Genomic DNA, 21387 nt, shown 5'->3' with positions numbered 1-21387 from the left:
ATGTCGCATCCGTCACGAATGAGCGCGCTCGACCGCCTGACCGGCCTGATCGAGACCACGTTGAAGTTGCCGGCGGCGAAGGTGGACGCCGATGCGGCGCTGCCCGAGCTGGGCATCGACTCCATCATCATGATGGAGCTGATAGACGGCATCGCCCGCGAGTTCGGCCTGGCGTTGGCGCCGGCCCAGTTCGCCGGCGTCGGCACGCTGCGCGAACTGGCGGTGCTGTTGGACGCCAACGCTCCGCAAAGCGAGCCGGATGCGGTCCGGTCCGCGCCGTCCGGCGCCGATCTGGCGGACTTCGTCAGCCGCCGCTACGGCATCCGTCTGGAGGGCGCGGCCGGCGCATCGGCCGAAGCCGTCGCCGACGCGCTGGTTTCCGGCCATGCCGACGCGCTGATCCGCCATTACGGCCTGGCCGGGGAGGAATCCGCCCCGGCTCCGGCTGGCGGCGACATCGCCTTGGTGGGCCTGAGCTGCTTGCTGCCCGACGCGCCGGACGCCGGCGCGTTCTGGCGCAATCTGATGGCGGGCAAGAACAGCGTCCGCCCGGTGCCTGAGTCCCGCTGGCGTTGGGAAGCGCATTACGCCGACGCGCCGTCGCCCGGCAAGACCCTGTCCAAATGGGGCGCGCTGGTGGACGGCGTCGATTGCTTCGACGCGGCTTTCTTCAATATTCCGCCGGCCGAGGCGCGGGCGATGGACCCTCAGCTGCGCCTGCTGCTGCAACAAGCCTACCGCGCGGTGGAGGATGCCGGGGTCGATATCCGCTCGCTGGCGGGTTCCCGTTGCGGGGTTTTCGTCGGCTACCAGTACTCGGAATACGAGCAGCTGCTGCGCGGCATGGATTTCCGCGCACTGGTGGACGGCCCGGTGTTCACCTCGTCCAGCCCCACTTATTACCTGGCCAACCGCCTCTCGCACGTCTTCGATCTCCGCGGCCCGAGCGAGGCGATCAATGTCAATTGCGCGTCGTCGGCGGTGGCGATCAACCGCGCTTATTACTCGCTGCTCAACGGCGAGTGCGACCTGGCCATCGTCGGCGGCGTTTCGCTCAATCTGGGCGCGGGCGATTACGTGGCGTCCTCGCAGTATGGATTGCTGTCTCCTGATGGCAGCAGCGGCGTGTTCGACAACGACGCCAGCGGCTTCACCCGGGGCGAGGGCGTGGGCGTGATCGTACTGAAGCGGCTGGCCGACGCGCGCCGCGACGGCGACCGCGCCTATTGCCTGATCAAGTCCTGCCATCAGAACCACCGCGGCGGGGCGCGCAGCCTGTCCGAAGTGAAGCACGAGTCTATCACCGCCGCGCTGGCCGATTGCTACCGCAAGGCCGGCGTGGAGCCGGACTCGGTGCGCTACATCGAGGTGGACGGCTATGCGCGCAAATGGGCCGACTCCTTCGAGTTCGAGGGCGTCAAAAACGCGCTGGGACAGGCCATGGCGGGCAAGCGCTGCGCGCTGGGCAGCGTCAAGGGCAATATCGGCAACGTGGAAGCCGCCAGCGGCGTGGTCAACGTGATCAAGCTGGCGCTGTCGCTGCGCCACGGCCGCTTTCCGGCCACCATTTCGATGCGCAAGCTCAGCAGCTTCATCGATATCGCCAGCGAGGACCATCCGCTTTACATCGCCGACCGCGAAATCGTCCTGGACGATATCCGCGACGGCGACCAGCCGATCCGCGCCGGCGTCAACTCCTTCGCCGACAGCGGCAGCAATGTCCACATCCTGTTGGAGGAGTGTCAGGAAGGCGGCGAGCGCGTGGAGGATGCAGGCGAGCAATTGTTCGTGCTGTCGGCCAGGACGCCCGAGCGGCTCGCGGCCTATCTGAACGCTTACCTCTCTTTCCTGGACGCGGAGGGCGCGCATGCCCGCCTGGCGGACCTGGCCTATACCTCGCAGCTGGGCCGGGAGCCGATGGACGCGCGGCTGGCGGTGGAGGCCGGCTCGATAGCCGAGCTGCGCGACAAGCTGGCATCGGCGGCGAAGAGCCCAGAGCCGTCCGGCTCGGAGGCGCGCGGCATCTACTACGCCGCCGCCGATGCCGAGCGGCGCAATCCGCTGGCTGGCCTGATCGGCGGCGACATCGCCGCCATGCAGCTGGAACAGGCGCGGGATGGCGGCCGGTGGGGGCATGTGGCGCGGTTGTGGGTGCATGGAGTGGAGATGCCTTGGCGCGCATTGTGGCGCGGCCGCCGCGTTCAGCCGGTGTCGGCGCCGGGCTATCCCTTCGCCGGGACGCGGCACTGGCTGGACGAGGATGGGAATGAGGATGGCGCTGCCGCTCCTGCGGTGCCGCAGGCCGCCCAGGCTTCGGCGCCGGACGATTGCGCCTGGGGGGACGCCGCCGGCCGCGCCATCGTGCTGCTGACGCGCGAAGCCGCCGTGAAGCTGGGCCTCGCCGTCGGCGACGTGGCGACCGACAGACCATTGATCGAGCTGGGGCTGGGCTCGGTGGAGATCATGGAGATGATGCAGCGGGTGGACGCGGAGATGAGCGTGGCCCTATCGCCGGCCGACATTTTCCGCTACCCGGGCATCGCGGCGTTGGCCAGCCGCATCGCCGCCCTCGCGGCGGAGCGCGAGCCGCGGACCGAGAATGGAGGCGAACGGCTGGTGCCGATGCGGGTCGGCGGCGGCCGGGAACCCATCGTCGCCTTGCCCGGCGCGGGCGGCGGCGCGCTGTCCCTGCAACTGCTGAGCCGCGAGCTGGGCGATAGCCAGCCGTTCTACTGCGTGGAGCCCGCCGGCGGCGCGGCCAGCGTGGAGGAGACGGCCGCAGCCAATATCCGCCTGCTGGGCGATGCCGGCTTGCAGGGGCCGTGCCGGCTGCTGGGTTATTCCAACGGCGGGGTGGTGGCCTATGAAATGGCGCGCCAACTGCTGGCGATGGGGCGGCAGGTGTCTTCGGTGATTCTGCTCGACACCCTGCGTCCCGATCTGCGCGGCTACGGCATGGCGGCCATGATGGCCGAAGTGTTCCGCCATTTTTCCCGGACGCTGGGTGCCGAAATATCCCTGGATGCCGGCGAGCTGGAAGCGCTGCCGGCCGGCGAGCGCGGCGCCAGGCTGCATGCCCTGTTGGGCGAAAAGGGCGTCCGGATTCCATTCGACGCTTTCCAGGCGACGCTGGACATCGCGGTGGCCAGCGAGGGAGCTTGCCGGGCCTACCGGCCGCAGCCGCTGCCGGACGGCGCGAGGCTGATGCTGGTCCGGGCAGGCGGCGGCTTCGCCGGCGTGCCTGAGGATTATGGCTGGAGCGAGCTGGCGGCGGAGCGGTTCAGCGTGTTTGAGGTCGCCGCCGATCATTTTTCCATCGTGACCGATCCTGCGGCGGTGGCCGAGGTGGCCAAGCGCATGCGGCAGCGCGACGCGAAGCCGGCCCGCAAGCCCGCCGCGCAGGGCGAGCTGGCCGTCAGCGGCTAGGGGAGCATCCATGAAGCATGAAGAATTCGACGTCATCGTCGTCGGCTCCGGCGTATGCGGCGCCACCATCGCCCGGGAAATGAGCCGGCAGGGACGCAAGGTGCTGATGCTGGAGAGGGGCGGCTCCGCGCCGGCCAGAGAAAGCCTGGCCGGCATCGCCGGCATCGCCGACGAAGTCCGGCTGGGCGAACGCAAGCTGGCCACGGTCAGGGCATTGACCACCGGCGGCTCCACTTCGATGTATTTCGCCGTCGCCAATATGCCGCCGCTGGAGCTGTTCCGCGCGCACGGCATCGAGCTGGCGGATGACCTGGAAGCGGTGCGCAGCGAATTGCCGATCGCCGCGCTGCCGGACAGGCTGCTGACGGCCAAAGCGCGCCGGCTGCGGGCCAGCGCCATCGAGCTGGGGCATGACTGGCGCAAGAACGAGATGCTGATAGACGCGTCGCGGTGCGACTCCGGCTACCGCTACGAAGCCAAATGGAAGGCGCTGGACTACGTCGAGGACGCGCTGGCGGCCGGCGCGACGCTGATCTCGCGCGCCATGGTGGTGCGCGTGCTGCGGGAAGGCGGCCGGGCGATAGGCGTGGAATACCGGCGGCGCAAGGGCTTCGGCTCCGAGCTGCGGCAGGCTTACGCCAAGAAAGTGGTGCTGGCGGCCGGCGAGCTGGCCACCCCGACAATGCTGCGGGACTGCGGCGTGGACGGCGTCGGCGCGCGGGGCTTCTTCTGCAATCCCGGTTACGGGGTTTACGGCCTGGTGCCGGGACTGGGGGGCGGCGAGGAGGGCTTCGTCGGCAGCATGAGCTGCCATCTGGACGACGGCATCGAGCTGGGCGACGCCAATGTGGCCCGCGTGCTGCACCGGCCGATGATGCTGGCGGCGCTGCGTTTCCGGCACCTGTTCTCCTACAGCGATTGCGTGGGCGTCGGCGTCAAGGTCAAGGATGGCCTGGGCGGCCGCCTGGAGGCGGACGGGCGCTTGCGCAAGAGCTTCGACCACGGCGACCAGGTCCGGCTGGACCGGGGGCGGCGCGAGGCGGTCCGCCTGCTGGAACGGGCGGGCGCCAAGCATATTTTCGACGTCGGATTGCGCGCCGCTGGACGCATCGGCGGTTTGATCCGCATCGGCGAGCACGTCGATGGCAAGCTGGAAACCTCGCTGCGCGGCCTGCACGTTTGCGACGGCTCCGTCATTCCCGACGACATGCGCGGCACGCCGACGGTTTCACTGATCTGCCTGGCGCGCCATCTGTCCCGGCACCTGCTGGCCGCGACCTGAACGCGGCTTTCATCCACCAACCTTCGGAATCGAGCAATGACATCAAGCAATCAGATGGCGACGGCCGCCCCGGCCCAGGCCAAGCCGCAACGGCGATGGCGCAAGCGCCTGTCGCGGGCGGGGCTGGTTCTGCTGGCGCTGGCCGTGGCCGCCCATTTCGCCTGGGTGTATTCGGGCTCCAACCGCTGGGAACCATCGCGGGATCAGGACGGGGTCCAGGTGTGGACCTTGAAGACGCCGGGCAGCGGCCTGGTGCTGGTGAAGGCGCACGCCCGCGTCAAATCCAGCCTCTCCGGCATGGTGAAGCTGCTGGAGGATCTGAGCAGCTGCGCCGAAGCCTATTGCTACGACGGCTCGGTGATAGAGCGCCTGCCGACGCCGCCGGACCGCTACGCCGCGTACGTGCAGTTCAAGTTCGACATGCCCTTGTTGAAAACCCGCCAGTACGTGCTGCTGCAGGAACACTGGCAAGACCCGGTCAGCAAGCGGCTGGAGCTCAACATCATCGCCGCGCCCAACCGCATCCCGCGCGACGAGTGCTGCGTGCGCATCGCCCATCTGAGCAACCACTGGACCATCACGCCGCAGCCGGGCGGCTGGCTGGACATCGAGTTCACCCAGGACACAGACGTGGGCGGATTGCCGTACCCGCTGGTCAACCCGGCGCTGATCGAAAGCACCTACCAGATTCTCCACGGCATGCAAGGGCTGATGAATATGGAGAAGTATCGCAACGCGCGGGTCCCCGGCATCCGCGAACTGGACACTCCGAAAACGTGAGGATGTAGATGAGCAAGCTCGAAAACACTTTGCCGCCGGCCGCGATGCCGGCGCCCGCCAAGCGCCGTTCCCGCCTGCGCCGGCTGGGCAAGGCGCTGATCTACGCCGTGCCGGCGCTGGCGCTGCTGTCCGTGCTGGGCAACTGGCTGTGGATGCTGTCCGGCTCCAATCGCTGGGAGTTGCAGTCTGACGCCGACGGCGTGCAGGTCTACACCATGAAGACCCCGGGTTCGTCGGCGCTGCGCGTGCGCGGCATCACCACGATGAAGCAGTTCAGCCTCAGCAACCACATCGCGCCTTTCCTGGATGAAAGCATCCAGAACAACTGCGCCGAGTGGGTGCAGGGGTGCCTGGGCTACCGCATCGTCCAGCCATGGGACCCGCGCAGCGGGAGCATCGTCACATTGTGGTCGGTGGAGCTGTTTCCGCCGTTCACCCCGCGAGAAATGCTGCTGCTGGGCCAACTGAGGCAGGACCCGGCCACCGGCGTGGTCACGCTGGAGAACATCGCGGCGCCCAACAAACTGCCGCCCAACGAGAACCGGGTGCGGCTGGAGCACATGCACAACGTCTTCCGTTACACCCCGCAGCAGGATGGCGCGGTCAAGGTGGAGGTGCTGTACGACATGGACATGGGCGGCGGCTTCCCGCAGTGGGCGCAGAACTTGATGGCGCCGATGGTGGTGAGGCAGATGCTGACCAAGGATATTCCCCGCCAACTGAATCAAGAGAAATACCGCAAGGCGAGGTTCGACTTCCTGTCCGACCGGACGCTGGCCAAGCATTGAGCGCGGCGGGGGGCGCGCCAAGGCGCGCCCGAGCGGGCGCTTGCGCGCCATGATTATGACAAATGACTGGAGTGGCGATGCAAGAAACAGTCAAACCGGCCGTAGTGGTCAGCGGCGGAAGCCGCAGCCTGGGTCTGAAAATTTGCGAAAGCCTGCTGGCCGGCGGCTACCGGGTGGCGACGTTCAGCCGCAACGACACGGCGGAGTTGAGCCTGCTGCGGGATAGCGCCGCCGGCGATTTCCATTGGGAGGCCGCCGACGTGACCGACGCGCCGGCGCTGTCCCGTTTCCTCGGGCGCGCGCGGGAGAAGCTGGGCCCGCTGCGCGGCCTGGTCAACAACGCCGGCGTCTATCACGAGGGCTTGTTGGCGATGAGCCGGCCGGACGACATCGCCCGCTTGCTGGAGGTGAACCTGGGCGGCGCGATCCGGCTGGCCCAGCTGTGCGCCAAGCAGATGATGGTGGGCGGCGGCGGGTCCATCGTCAACGTGTCCTCGGTGGCCGGCGTCCGTGGCTTCGAAGGCGTGGCGGCCTACAGCGCCACCAAGGCCGCGCTGGACGGGTTGACCCGCAGCCTGGCGCGGGAGCTGGGGCCGATGCGCATCCGCGTCAACGCGGTGGCGCCCGGGCTGATGGAGACGGAAATGGTGTCCGGCATGGTGGCGAGGCAAAAGGAGCAGCTCGTGCGGCAAACGCCGCTGGGCAGATTGACGACGGTGGACGACGCCGCCTCCGTCGTCCGGTTTCTGTTGTCGGACGAGGCAGGATTCGTCACGGGGCAGACGCTGATCGTGGATGGCGGTTTGACGACTTGACGGGAGATATCCAGATGCAACACGACGTTAGACAAGTGATTGAAAAGACGCTGCGCCTGGTGGCGGAGGAAAACCTGCTGAGCCTGCCGGCCTATGGAGACGACACCGAGCTGGTGGACGAGATGGGCTTTACCTCGGTGAGCATCGCCATGCTGTTGTTCCGGGTGGAGGTGGAACTGGGCGTGGACCCGTTCCTGGACGAGAACGTGCGCATCACCGACATCCGCACCGTCGGCGATCTCTGTCGCGTTTACTCGGACTGCCTGGCGGCGCAAGCGTAACCCGGCGGTCGCGCACCGCCCGTTTTCTCGAGAGATGAAGAGCACATGAACAAGGCTAGAGATGTTGCGGTGATCGGCATGGCCGGTCGTTTTCCGGGCGCGGACAATGTGTCCGAACTGTGGACCAAGCTGTGCGCGGGGCATCAAGGCATCCGCGACCTGTCGGACGAAACGCTGCGCCGCGCAGGCGTGAGCGAGGCGGAACTGGCCGACCCTAGTTATGTGAAGGCCTGCGCGCCGCTAGCCGACGCGGATCGCTTCGATCCGGGCTTTTTCAAGATCGCCCCGCGGGAGGCGGAGTTGATGGATCCGCAGGTCCGGCTGCTGTTGCAATGCGCGTGGGAGACGTTGGAAGACGCGGGCTACGCCGGAGCGGGGCCGCAGAATATCGGCGTGTTCGCCGGCGCCGGCGGCGTGGTCACCAGTTACTTCGCCAACTTCGTCAATCTCCATGATCGCATCGAGAAAATTTCGGCGGGCGCGACCCATATCAGCAACGACAAGGACTTTCTCTCCACCTATCTCTCGTACAAGCTCAATCTGACCGGACCGAGCATGACGGTGCAGACCGCCTGCTCGACCTCGCTGGTGGCGGTCCACCAGGCGCGGATGAGCCTGCTCAACGGCGAGTGTTCGATGGCGCTGGCCGGCGGCGTCAGCGTGCGGGTGCCGCTGGAGCACGGCTACCGCTACCGCGAGGGCTATATCTTCTCGAAAACCGGACGCATCCGCGCTTTCGACGCCGACGCCGACGGCGTGGTGTTCGGCAGCGGCCTGGGGCTGGTGTTGCTCAAGCGGCTGGACGAAGCGGTGCGCGACGGCGACCACATTTACTCGGTGATCAAAGGCTCGGCGATCGGCAACGACGGCAAGGCCAAGATGAGCTACGCCGCCAGCAGCGCCAGCGGGCAGATATCCTGCATCCGCGCCGCGCTGGACAACGCCGGAGTGAGCGCCGACAGCATAGGCCTGGTGGAAACCCACGGCACAGGCACCGCGATGGGCGATCCGGAGGAGGTCAAGGCGCTGTCCAGCGCCTTCAAGCGCGATACCGAGCGCAAGGGTTATTGCGCGCTGGGCGCGGCGAAGGCCAACCTGGGCCATCTGGAAGCCGCCGCCGGCGTGGTCGGCCTGATCAAGGCCGCGCTGGCTGTCCAGCGGGGCGTGATCCCGCCGGTCGTCAACTACGCCAAGCCCAATCCGCGGATACGCTTCGAAAACACGCCGTTCTACGTTGACGCCGAAGCGCGAGGCTGGCCGAAGCAGGATGGGCCGCGCCGCGCCGCCGTCAACGGACTGGGCGTGGGCGGCACCAACGCTTTCGTGGTGCTGGAGCAGCATCAGCCGTCCCGCCGCGTCCGCAAGGCTTCGGGCACGGTCGTGGCGCCCATCTCGGCGCGGACGGCGGAAAGCCTGCGCGCCTACGCGGGGCGGTTGGCTGACTTCCTCGGCCGCGAGGCCCCGGACCTGGGCGATCTGGCCTATACGCTGCAGACCGGCCGCCAGCACATGGCTTGCCGCGCGGCCTTCGTCGCGGACACTGCCGAGCAGCTGCGGGAGCAGTTGCAGGCCTATGCCGGCGGCCATGAGCCGCTGGCCGCCGCCGGCGCGCCAGGCGAACTGGCCGCCGCCTGGATGGCTGGAGGCGACGTCGACTGGAGCGCCGCGCGCGGCAAAGGCAAGCGCCTGCGCGTCAGTCTGCCCACCTATGTTTTCGCCCGCGAGCGCTATTGGCTGGAAGCCGAGGCCCGCGCCGGCGGAGGCGCGCTGCTGCATCCGTTGCTGCACGCCAACACTTCGGATCTGGACGAGCATCGCTACAGTTCGCTGTTCAGCGGCGAAGAGTTCTTCCTGCGCGACCACCGGGTGCGCGCGGAGGCGGAGGGAGAGGCCAGTCGGGTGTTGCCCGGCGTGGCCTATCTGGAAATGGCGCGCGCGGCGGCCGAGCGGACCGGCCTCGCCGACGGCGGCTGGACCCTGCGCGACATCGCGTGGCTGAGGCCGGCCGTGGTCGACCAGCCGCGCCGAGTCAATATCGCGCTGTTGCCGGACGGCGGCGGCATCGCTTTCGAAGCTTACGGCGAAGATGACGCCGCGCACTGCCAGGGCCGGGCGGAGGCGGCCGCGGGAGAGCCGCCGGCCAAGCTGGACGCCGCGGAATTGGAGGCCTCGCTGGATGGAGAGGCGCGCGGCGCCGACGCGGTCTACGCCGCCTTCGATGCGATGGGGCTCGCCTACGGGCCGGCGCACCGGGCGATACGCGCGCTGCGCCGCGGCGAAAACGCCGCGCTGGCGCGCTTGTCGCTGCCGGCGTCCGCGCGCGACGGCGCGGGCGAATTCCTGCTGCATCCCAGCTTGCTGGACGGCGCGCTGCAGGCCGCCTCCACGCTGCTGTTCGATTTGGACGCGCCGCCGAGCGCGCCCGTCGTGCCGTTCGCGCTGGACCTCGTCCGGGTCTGGTCGGCCTGCCCGGCGGAGGAAACACTGGCGTGGGCGCGCGTGAACGAGTCGGGCAGCCTGGACATCGATCTGGCCGACGCTGACGGCAATGTCTGCGCGTCGCTGCGCGGCTTCGCCGCCCGCGCGCTGGACGGCGGCCGGCGAGGCGCCTTGTTGGCCACCGAAACCTGGGCCCGCCGCGAAGCCGGCGAAACGGCTTTTTCCGGCGAGAGAATCGCGGTTCTGTGCGGTCTGCCGGATGTGGATGCCGGCGCGCTGGGTTGCGAAACCCTGGCGCTGCCGATGCCGGGCGGCGACGCCGCCGAGCGCTACGCCAGCCTGTCGTTGGCTTGCTTCGGCCTGCTGCGCCAACGCCTGGCCGGCAAGCCGGAGCGGGAAACGCTGCTGCAGTTCGTCATGCCCGATGGCGACGAGCCGGGCCTGATGGCCGGCATGGCCGGCATGCTGAAGACCGCCGCGCTGGAAAATCCTTTGCTGCGCGGCCAATTGATTTTCACCGATCTCGCCGGCGGCGAGGCAGCGTTGGCGGCGCGGCTGGCTACCGACGCCGGATCGCCGGAGCAAACGCTCATCCGCCATGCGGGCGGCGAGCGCATGGCGGCCATTTGGGAGGTGCTGAACGATGCGCCGCAGGCCGGATCGGAGGAAGCGCCTTTCAAGGCCGGCGGGGTTTACCTGATCACCGGCGGCCTAGGTGGCCTGGGCATGCTGTTCGCCCGCGAGATCGCCCGGAAGGCCGAAAGAGCCCGCATCGTGCTGACCGGCCGCGCGGGTGAGGAGGACGTGGCTGCTTCTGCGGACAAGAGCCGCTTGCTGGCGGAGCTGGCCGAAGCGGGCTGCTCGGTGGAATATCGCCGGATGGACCCTGCCGACGCGGAGCGGACGCGGGAGGTGATCGCCGCCGTCGCGCGCGACTACGGCCGGCTCAACGGCGTGCTGCACAGCGCCGGCATGATAGACGATGGCTTTGTCCTGAAAAAAACGGATGAGAGCTTCCGCGCGGTGCTGGCGCCCAAGGTGGCCGGCGCCTTCAATCTGCACCGGGCGACGCTGGATCTGGACCTGGACTTCCTGGCGCTGTTCTCGTCGCTGACGTCCGCCCTCGGCAACCTGGGGCAGGCCGACTATGCGGCGGCCAACGGCTTCCTTGACCGTCTCGCCGCTTATCGCAACCGACTGGTCGAGGCCGGCGTTTGCCGCGGCCGCGCGCTGGCCATGCTGTGGCCCTTGTGGCGCGAGGGCGGCATGGCGGTATCCGGACAGGAAAGCCAGCGGCTGGCCGACGCCATGGGCATCCAGCCGATGGCCACGCAAACCGGCATGCGTCTGTTCGCCCGGGCGCTGGCGGGCGGTTTCGACCAGGCGCTGGCGATGGAAGGCGACCTCGCCGCGATGCGCCGCGTCTTGGGCGAACACGCCGCGCCCATGGAAACCGCGGCGGTTGCCGCGGACAGCGCGTCCGCGCCGGAGCTGGCGCGCCAGGCGGAAGCCTGGTTGTGCGGCCAATTGAGCGCCTTGCTGAAGCTGGATACGGTGGATCCGGCCGCGCCGCTGGATGCTTACGGCATGGACTCCATCCTGGCGCTGGACCTGACGCGGCATCTGGAGAAGTCGTTCGGCCAGTTGCCCAAGACGCTGTTTTTCGAATATTTGAACCTGCGCGACTTGGCAGGCTACTTCGCCCGCGCCCATGCCGGCAGGCTGACGCGGCTGCTGGGCGGCGAGGCGGCGGGGGGGGCCGCGGCAGCGGCCACCGCTGAGCTTGCCTTTCCCAATGCGCGCAGCCTGCGGGGGCAAGGCGCGCGCGCGCGCCGCTCCAGCGGGGAGGAGCACATCGCCATCATCGGCCTCAGCGGGCGCTATCCCGGCGCGCGCGATGTCGGCGCGCTCTGGGAGGCCTTGCGCGAGGGGCGCGACTGCATCACCGAGGTGCCGCGCGAACGCTGGGACTGGCGCGAGTACTACAGCGAGGACAGGAGCAAGCCGGGCGCGCACTACAGCAAGTGGGGCGGCTTCATCGAGGGCGTGGACGAGTTCGACGCGCGCTTCTTCAATATCGCGCCGCCCGAGGCGGACAAGATGGACCCGCAGGAGCGGCTGTTCCTCGAACACGCTTGGATGGCGGTGGAAGACGCCGGCTATACCCGCGCGCGGCTGCGCGCGCCGGCCGGCGGCAAGCCGGCGCAGGCGGGCGTCTACGCCGGCGTGATGTACGGCGAATACCAGCTGTTGGGTGCCGAATCCAGCCTGCTTGGCCAGCGCATGGGCTTTGCCAGCAATCCGGCCAGCATCGCCAATCGCGTATCCTATTTCCTCGACCTGCGCGGCCCCAGCATGGTGGTGGACACCATGTGCTCGTCCTCTTTGACCGCTATCCACCTGGCCTGCCAGGATCTGCGGCTGGGCCGCATCGGCCTGGCCATCGCCGGCGGCGTCAATGTCACGGTACACCCCAACAAATATCTGATGCTGAGCGCCGGCCAGTTCATTTCCGGCGACGGCCATTGCCAGAGCTTCGGCGAGGGCGGCGACGGCTACATCCCGGGCGAAGGCGTCGGCGTGGTGGTGCTCAAGCGCCTGTCCGACGCCGAGCGCGACGGCGACCGCATCTATGGCGTGATCCGCGGCAGCGCGCTCAGCCATGGCGGCAAGACCAATGGCTACACCGTGCCCAATCCGCAGGCCCAGGCCGCCGCGATACGCCAGGCGATTGAGGAGGCCGGCGTCGATGTCAGGAATATCGGCTACATCGAGGCGCACGGCACCGGCACCAAGCTGGGCGACCCGATAGAGATCGCCGCTCTGGCCAAGGCGTTCGGCGAAAGCACAGGGGACATCGGCTTCTGCCGGATCGGATCGGTGAAGTCCAACATCGGCCATTGCGAAGCCGCGGCCGGCATCGCCGGCCTGACCAAGGTGCTGCTGCAGATGCGGCACCGGAGCATCGCGCCGTCGCTGCATTCCAGCCGTCTGAATCCGCATATCGATTTCGCGTCCACGCCTTTCGTCGTCAACCAGACGCTGAGCGCCTGGGACGCGCCGGAGGCGGGCGGCCGCGCGCTGCCGCGCGTCGCGGGCATCTCCTCCTTCGGCGCGGGCGGCTCCAACGCCCATTTGGTGGTGGAGGAGCATGTGCCCGCAGTCCGCGCGCCGGCAGAGGCGGTTCGCGCGCAGCCGGTGCCCTTGTCCGCCCGCACCGCCGATCAGCTGCGGCGGAAGGCCATCGATCTGCTGGCGATGCTGGACCGGGAAGCCGGCGGCGCGGACTTCCCGGCTATCGCCTCGACGCTGCGGCTCGGCCGCGAGCCCATGGCCGAGCGTCTGGGCGTGCTGGCCGCCGACGCCGCCGACCTAGCCGCCAAGCTGCGCGCCTTCGTCGATCACGGCCGCCTGGAGGCCGGCGTGTTCCGCGGCCGCGCCGCAACCGCGGCCGAGCCGCAGGCCGCGCTGTCGCCGGAGATTAGCGAGACCCAATGCGCGCGCGCGCTGGAGTTGTGGACTGCCGGCGCCGAGACCGATTGGCGCGCGCTGGAGCCGGTGTTTCCGCCGCCGGTCAGCCTGCCTGCGTACCCGTTCGCGCGGCAACGCCATTGGGTGGATGTGCCCAAGGGCCGAGTCGTCGTTCAGGATAGCCATCCGCTGCTGGGAGAGAACCGTTCCGGCTTCGACGGGCCGCGCTATGTATCGGCCTTTTCCGGCGAAGAACCTTTCCTGGCCGGAGAGCCGGGACAGCGCGCCTTGGGCGCGGCCGGCTGCCTGGAAATGGCCCGCGCCGCGTTCGAAGCGGTGATGAATCAGGAGGGGGCGGAGTGCCTGGAGCTGTCCGAGGTGGCCTGGGCTGTTCCCGGCGTCGGCGTTGAAGGCCGCGAGCTGGCGATTTCCCTGTTCGAGCGGAACGGCAATTCCGCCCGTTTCGAAATCTACCGCGCGGATGGGGACGAAGCCGTCCATTGCCAGGGCCGGCTGGCCTTCCGCCCCGCGGAGCAGGCCGCAAGGCTGGATCTGGCCGCGCTGCGCGCCGCAGCGGCAGGGCGCTTGCTGCCATTGCCGCCGGCGGAAGGCGGCAATGGCCACGCCTTGCGCATCGCCCGGTTGGATCAGACATTGCGGGCCGCCGGCGCGGTCATGCAGCCGGCCTGGCTGGCCGGCGCGCGTTTTCCAGGCGCTGTCGAGCAGGCGACTCATGCTTGGCTGCGGCCGACGCAGGGGGATCGCGCCGGACTGGACATCGATCTTTGCGATGATGACGGCGCGGTGCTGGCGCAACTGAAAGGCCTCGCGTACCCGCACGCCAGCGCGGTCTTGGAGGCAGCCGCGGTCGCCGAGGTCGCGCCGCACAAAGTGGCGCTCGCGCTGCCCACTGGCCCGGCCGGGGCACCCGGCAAGCCGCTGGGCATCCAACTGGGCGAACCCATCGCCGCTGCGCTGGCTTCCGGATCAATGGCGGCGATGAAACCGGCTGTCGCGCTGGGGGGCTCCGCCGCGCCGGCCGCGTCTTTGGCTCAGCCCGAGCCGCTGGTCGATTTGTACCGGCATGGCGATGGCGTATACGAGCTGCGAATCGGCGCGCCGAATGCCTTGTCTGCCGCCTGCGCCGCGCAGTTGCGCGCCGCGCTGGACGCCACGGCGGCCGATGCGGATGCGAAGGCGCTGATTTTGAGCGGAACCGGAACAATCTTTCTGCAAGGCGGCGCAGACGCGCATGCCGAAGCGTTGCAGGCCGGGCTGTACCGGGCGTTGCTGGACTTCCCGGTGCCGGTGATCGCCGCGATGCGCGGTGAAGCGCTGGGCGCGGGGTTCCTGCTGGGCGCGCTGTGCGATTTCATGGTCTGCGCCGAGGCGTCGAGCTATGGCTTCATCGATTTCGAAACCGGACTTCATCCCGGCCATGCGCGCGGATTGCTCGAGGCCCGATTCGGACGCGCGCGCGCTGCCGATCTGCTGTACCTGGAACAGCGGCAGAAAGGCGAGGGGCTGCGGCGCAAGGGCTGGACCTGCCCGGTGCTGCCGGAGGCTGAAGTTGAGGGGCATGCGCGCCGTCTGGCCGGAGACCTGGCCCGCAAGCCGACCCAGTCGCTGCGCCTGCTGAAGCGCCATCTGGCCCGGCCTCTGGCTGAACCCGCGCTTGGGCTGGATGCCGCGACGGTGGCGGCGCGCCGGAAGCGCGCGCCGGAAGCGCGCCTGCCGGCGGCCGATTTCGAATGCCTGCAGCTGCGCGGCCATCCGGCCGGCGTGCTGGAGGCGTCCATCCGCGTGTTGGACGGCGGCATCGATATCCAGGCCTTGACCGGCGAACTGGAGAGGCTGGTCGATCTGGTCAACGCCGACGACGATTGCCGCAGCCTGGCGCTGATGAGCGAGCATCCGGGTTTCCTGCCGCTGGACGGCGTATCGGAAGACGCAGCGGCCTCGCTGATGGCCGAGCTTGGCCGGCTGGAGCGGCCGCTGGTTGCCGCTCTGGACGCCGGCGCTCGCGGAGCAGCCTGGCTGGCCGCGCTCGGCGCGGATGTTTGCGTCTATCGAACCGATGGCCGCTATGCGATGGGAGGCTTGCTGAGCGACGCCGCTCAAGCGGCCTTGCTGCGCCATTTCGACGATGAGCCGGCCTACCGCCTGCTGCTGGACGGCGGCGAATACACTGGCGCCGAACTGCTTGGACGTTTCGGCGCGACGCAGGCATGCGAGCCGGGCAAGGTCGCGCAAGGCGCGCTGGCGCTGGCGGCGAATATGGCGATGCTGTCCCGCGAGGAGCTGAGCGCCTGGCGCGCGGCCGGCGTGCAGCCGCCCCTGGCTTATGAGCCGGCGGGCGAAGACGAAGCGGTCGTGGCCGGCCCGGTCGCGCTGTCGTCCGGCGCGGTGAAGGCGGTCGCCCATCCGAACGGCGTGCTGGAAGTGCGCCTGGAGGACCGAGCGGCCAAGAATATGTTCTCCGACGCGTTCAGCGACGGGCTGCGGGAAGCGTTCGCCCACGTCGCGGCCAGCCGCGCCTACAAGGCGGTGGTGCTGACCGGCTATGACCAGTACTTCTCGTCGGGCGGCACGCGGGAAACCTTGCTGGCGATACACGAGGGCAGCATCCGCTTCAACGACAACCCGATTTTCCGGCTGCCGCTGGATTGCGACATCCCGGTGATCGCCGCGATGCAGGGCCATGCGATAGGCGCCGGCTGGGCGCTGGGCATGTTCGCCGATTTCGCGCTGCTGGCCGAGGAAAGCCGTTACTACAGCCCTTACATGGGTTACGGCTTCACGCCCGGAGCCGGCGCGACCCTGATCTTCCCGCTGGAAGCCGGCCGTGACCTGGCTCTGGAGTCGCTGATGACGGCCCGTGAGTATTCAGGCGCGGATTTGGCGCGCCGCGGCCTGCCGCAACAAGCGCTGCCGCGCGGCGAGGTGCTGGCCGAGGCGCTGGCCTTGGCCGGCCGCATCGCGCGGCATCCGCGGTCGTGGCTGCTGGCGTGCAAGCGCTGCCGCTCCGCCCCCTTGCGCCGCGAGCTGGATGAGGCCATCGCCCGTGAACTGGAAATGCACGAGCGCACCTTTGTCGGCCAGGCCGGCGCGCTGGCGCGGATTCAGGGCGGTTTCGGCGCGGCGGCGGGGGCAGCCAAAGCCGCCGGCGCGGCGGCTCCGGCCCGCGATGCGGGCAAAGTGGCCGAGCGTCTGCGCAGTCTGCTGGCCCAGGAGCTGAGAATAGACGAAGCGGAGATCGTCGACGACGAGCCCTTCGTATCGCTGGGCCTGGATTCGATCACCGGCGTCACCTGGATACGACGCATCAACGAGGATTACGGCACCGACATCGAAGCCGTGCGCATCTACAGCTATCCGACATTGGCGCAGCTGGCGCGGCACGTGGCCGAAACCGCCCCGGTCCGGGAGGAGGCGCAAATCACCGCGGCCGAGGGCGCGCCGCAATTTGAGCGGATAGCGCTGCGCTCCCGGCGCAGCCGGCCAAGCACGCCGGCGGGCCGCGGCGGCGATGCGATCGCGGTGGTGGGCATGGCCGGGCGGTTCTCCGGCGCGGACGATCTGGACGCGTTCTGGCGCAATCTGGCCGAAGGACGGGACTGCGTGGAGGAAGTGCCCGCGGGGCGTTGGGACATGTCGCGCCATTACCAGCCGGGCGAAGCCGCTCCGGGCAAGACCTACAGCAAGTGGATGGGCGCATTGGGCGGCTACGACTGCTTCGATCCGGCATTCTTCAACCTGTCGCCGCGCGAGGCGCGCAGCATGGACCCGCAGCAGCGGGTGTTCCTGGAAACCTGCTGGCACGGCATCGAGCATGCAGGCTACGATCCGCGCAAGCTGTCCGGCAGCCGCTGCGGCGTTTTCGTCGGCTGCGCCGCCGGCGACTACCACCGCCTGTCCGAGCGCGAGCAGCTCAGCGGACCGGGCTTCACCGGCGCATCGCCGGCCATCCTGGCCGCCCGCATCTCCTATCTGCTGGACCTGCGCGGGCCCAGCATGGCGATAGACACCGCCTGCTCGTCGTCGCTGGTGGCCATCGCCAGCGCCTGCGACAGCCTGGCTTCCGGCGCCAGCGATCTGGCCTTGGCCGGCGGCGTCAACGTGCTGGCCGGTCCGGCCATGCACATCATGACCTCGCAGATGGGCATGTTGTCGCCCAACGGCCGTTGCCGCACTTTCGACGAGGCCGCCGACGGCATCGCCATCGGCGAAGGCTCCGGCGTGGTGGTGCTGAAGCGTCTGGCCGACGCCGAACGCGACGGCGACCGCATCTACGGCGTGGTGCAGGGCTGGGGCGTCAACCAGGACGGCAAGACCAACGGCATCACCGCGCCCAGCGCCGAGGCGCAGACGCGGCTGCAGCGGGACGTTTACCAGCGTTTCGGCATCGACCCGTCCAGCATCGGCCTGATAGAGGCGCACGGCACCGGCACGCCCCTGGGCGATCCGATCGAGGTGGCGGCGCTGAAAGACGCGTTCGCGCCGGATGCCAGGGCGCAAGGCTTCTGCGCGCTGGGTTCGGTGAAGAGCAATATCGGGCACTGCCTGTCCGCCGCCGGCATTTCCGGTTTTCTCAAGCTGTTGATGGCGCTGACGCATCGCCAGTTGCCGCCGGCAGCCAACTTCTCCAGGCTGAATCCGCATATTTCCCTGCAGGGTTCGCCTTTCTACGTCAACGACAAGCTGCGCGACTGGGCGGCGCGGGACGGCCAGCCGCGCCGCGCCGCGATCAACGCTTTCGGTTTCAGCGGCACCAACGCCCACATCGTGCTGGCCGAGCATGGGCAGGAGGAAAACGACTCCGGCTGGAGCGGCGACGCGCTGCTGCCGCTGTCGGCCCGCACCCCGGAGCAGTTGCGGGAACAGGCGGGCCGGCTGCTGGCCTGGCTGGGCGAAAACACCGCTGATCTGGCTCGCCTTGCCGCCACGCTGCAACTGGGCCGGACCGAGTTCGGCGAACGGCTGGCGCTGCTGGCCGGCTCCGCCGACGAACTGGCGGCGGGGCTGCGCGCCTTTCTGAATGGCGACGACACGGCCGGCGGCCGCGCTTTGCGGGGCAGGGCGGGCGGCAAGGGCGCGCTGTCGGGCATGGGCGGCGACGCCGACTTCCAGGCGATGGCCGCCAAGTGGATGGCGCGGCGCGAACTGGGCCGGCTGGCGGAATTGTGGGTCAAGGGCGTGGCGCTGGACTGGTCGCGGCTGTATCCGAACGGCGCGCCGCGCAAACTGGGTTTGCCGCCATATCCGTTCGCCCGCGAACGCTATTGGCTGGAAACAGAACAGCCTCCTGTTCCGGCGGCTATCGAGCCGGCCCGCATGTCTGCGCCGATTCCCGCCAAGGCTGCGGCCGCGCCTGCGGCATCCGCGCCGGACCTGTTGCGCCGCCAGTTGCGGGCCAGCCTGGCCGAGGTGCTGATGATGCGGCCGGACGAGTTGGACGACAGCCGCTCCTTCACCGAGCTGGGTCTGGACTCCATTCTGGGCGTGGAATGGATGAAGGCGATAAGCCGCGAGCACGGCGTCGCATTGTCGGCGACGCGCATTTACGATTACCCGAACCTGAAGGCCCTGGCCGCCTTCCTGCATCCGCAACTGGCTGGCGACAGCGTTCCCGAAGCCGTTCCGGCTGCTGCGCATGCCGTGGCAGCCGCAGTCGCCTCCGCGCCGGAGCGCGTCGACACGGCTGGATTGCAACAGGAGTTGAAAGCCAGCTTGGCTGAGGCGCTGCTGATGCAGCCGGGCGACATCGATGCCGGTCGCTCGTTCATGGAGCTGGGATTGGACTCCATCATCGGCGTCGAGTGGGTGAAGGCGCTCAACAGCCGCTACGGCGTATCGCTGTCGGCGACGCGCATCTACGACTATCCCGACTTGAAGGCTCTGGCCGCCTATCTGGCTGGACAGTTAGGCGCGGCGGCCCCGGTCGGAAATGCGCCAGCCGAGGCGGGGTTTCCTTTCCGCCAGCGCCGCGACGATAGTTTGCGGGACCTGTATTTCCACAGCGCGGACTGCGAGGGGGACTTCGCCGCCACGGGCGAGTGCGCAGTGTCCTGGCGCGTCAGCCCAGAAAGCAATGTCTGCCTGCGCGAGCACGTGGTGTTCGGCGAACATCTGCTGCCCACCGACGCGTATATCGAACTGGTGCTCAGCGCCCTGCGCAGCCACTTCGACGCGCCCGCTGTCAGGTTGGAGCGGATCGCCATCGCTAATCCGCTGCTGGGAAAACCCGGCTGCGAGCGCCACGCGCGCATTGTTTTCCGCCGCAGCGGCGATGGCCTGCAGTTCTTCGTGCGCTCAGGCGACTCGCTGGAAACCGCCGGAGACCGCCTGCACATGCAGGGCTTCATCGCGCCGGCCGAGACCGCGCCGATGCGGGTGGAGGACAACGGTTTCGCCGAATTGGCGACGCTCGACGCGGACGAAATTCCGACCAACGTCGGCGCCTGCTACGCGCCGCTGCGCTCGCTGACATTCGGGGAGGAGGCCGCGCGCGGCGAGATCCGCGTCGCCGACCATGGCTACCGTTTCTTGGCCAGTCCCTTCGCGCTGTACGGCGGCTTGTGCACGGTGATCAACCACGCGGGCCATCTGGCGGCGCGGCACTACGGCGCCAGCGACGACCAGTTCCTGCCGCACCGGATAGGCGCGGTGAGCGTGGCCGGGGCGCTGAACGACCGCGAATACCGCTGCCTGGCGCGGCTGCGCGCGCGCGCGTTCGACGCTTTCGAGTTCGATTTCGTCCTGCTCGACGCGGCGGGCGAGGCTGTGGCGTCGATGGAGGCGATCAGCCTGCGGCGGGTATCGGCCCAGGCCTTGCGCGGCCGCGAATCTCCAGCGCTGCCGGCCGTTCCGGCGCAGACCGGATACGCGGAGAAAATCGCCGTGATCGGCATGTCCTGCCGTTATCCGGGCAGCCCCGACGCCGACGCGTTCTGGCGCAATTTGAGCCAGGGCGTGGACAGCATCGGCGAGATTCCGGAAGCGCGCTGGGGCGAGCGCGCGGCCTGGTTCCACCCCGATCCGCGCCACCCGGGCACCTCTTACTCCAAATGGGCCGGCCTGCTGGATGGCATCGACCTGTTCGATCCGCTGTTTTTCGGCATCTCGCCGGCGGAGGCAGAGCTGATGGACCCGCAGCAGCGCATCTTCCTGGAGGAATGCTGGAAGACGATTGAAAGCGCCGGCTATGCGCCGGGCGCGATGTCGGGCGCGGGCTGCGGCGTCTATGTGGGCTGCGCGTCCGGCGATTATGGGCGCGTGCTGCGCGACGCGGGACGGGACGGCGCGGGCGCCGCCTTCATGGGCACGTCCAGCGCGATACTGGCGGCCCGGATTTCCTACTATCTGAACCTCAAAGGCGCGGCCATTGCGGTGGACACCGCTTGCTCGTCATCGCTGGTGGCGGTGCACCTCGCCTGCGAAAGCATACGCAACGGCGAAAATGAGATGGCGCTCGCCGGCGGCATCAATCTGCTGACCACGCCGATAGGCCACGTGCTGACCTCACAGGTGGGCATGCCGTCAAAGGACGGCCGCTGCGCTGCCTTCGACGCCGAGGCCGGCGGCATCGTGTTCTCAGAGGGCTGCGGCGTGCTGCTGCTCAAATCGCTATCCCGGGCGCTGGCCGACAACGACGAGATCCTCGGCGTGATCGAAGGCTCCGGCGTCAATCAGGACGGCAAGACCAACGGCATCACCGCGCCGAGCGCCAATGCGCAGGAGAGGCTGCTGCGCCAGGTGTACGGCCGTTTCGGCATCGATCCGCGCCGCATCGGCTACGTGGAGGCGCACGGCACGGCGACCCCGCTGGGCGACCCCATCGAAGTGGACGCGCTGAGCGCGGTGTTCCGCGCCGCCGGCGCGGGGGCGCAAGCCTGCGCGCTGGGCTCGGTGAAAAGCAATATCGGCCATGCCGGTTTCTCTGCCGGCGTGGCGGGCATGGTGAAGGCGCTGCTGTGCCTGCGCCACGGCAAGCTGGTGCCGTCGCTGCATTACCGGCAGCCGAACCCGCACATTGATTTCGCAGCTTCGCCGTTCTACGTCAACACGGCTTGCCGTGGCTGGGACAGCGATGTTCCGCGCGTCGC

Annotated in this window: 7 protein-coding genes (1 of these 7 running past the window's edge); all 7 read left to right on the top strand. The window is 68.9% G+C overall.

Annotated features, from left to right (window positions below; all coding sequences use genetic code 11):
- Positions 1-3426, top strand: a complete 3426-nt coding sequence (locus tag BKX93_RS03025; RefSeq protein WP_083340419.1) for a beta-ketoacyl synthase N-terminal-like domain-containing protein — start codon at positions 1-3, stop codon at positions 3424-3426.
- Positions 3427-3436: 10 nt separating this feature from the next.
- Positions 3437-4708, top strand: coding sequence for an FAD-dependent oxidoreductase (locus BKX93_RS03020; RefSeq protein WP_070978683.1), 1272 nt, complete (start codon positions 3437-3439; stop codon positions 4706-4708).
- A 36-nt stretch (positions 4709-4744) separates the two neighbouring features.
- On the top strand, positions 4745-5488 hold the full coding sequence (locus BKX93_RS03015; protein WP_144408728.1) for an SRPBCC family protein: 744 nt from the start codon (positions 4745-4747) through the stop codon (positions 5486-5488).
- 8 nt (positions 5489-5496) lie between these two features.
- Complete coding sequence (locus BKX93_RS03010; protein WP_070978682.1) at positions 5497-6276, top strand: START domain-containing protein; 780 nt, start codon at positions 5497-5499, stop codon at positions 6274-6276.
- Positions 6277-6353: 77 nt separating this feature from the next.
- Entirely contained in the window at positions 6354-7091 is a 738-nt protein-coding gene (locus BKX93_RS03005) for an SDR family NAD(P)-dependent oxidoreductase (protein ID WP_145929240.1), read from the top strand.
- A gap of 14 nt (positions 7092-7105) precedes the next feature.
- Complete coding sequence (locus BKX93_RS03000) at positions 7106-7372, top strand: hypothetical protein (protein ID WP_070978679.1); 267 nt, start codon at positions 7106-7108, stop codon at positions 7370-7372.
- Between the two features lie 45 nt (positions 7373-7417).
- Positions 7418-21387 carry the 5' portion of an SDR family NAD(P)-dependent oxidoreductase gene (locus BKX93_RS24445; RefSeq protein WP_070978678.1) on the top strand. 1510 nt of this gene lie beyond the right edge of the window, so the window shows 13970 of its 15480 coding nt (coding positions 1-13970); the start codon lies at positions 7418-7420; its stop codon lies off the right edge, out of view.

The organism is Chromobacterium vaccinii, from assembly GCF_001855275.1.
Classification (GTDB): Bacteria; Pseudomonadota; Gammaproteobacteria; order Burkholderiales; family Chromobacteriaceae; genus Chromobacterium; species Chromobacterium vaccinii.
Note: the sequence above shows the minus strand (reverse complement) of the source record. Positions and strands in the feature narration are given on the sequence as shown.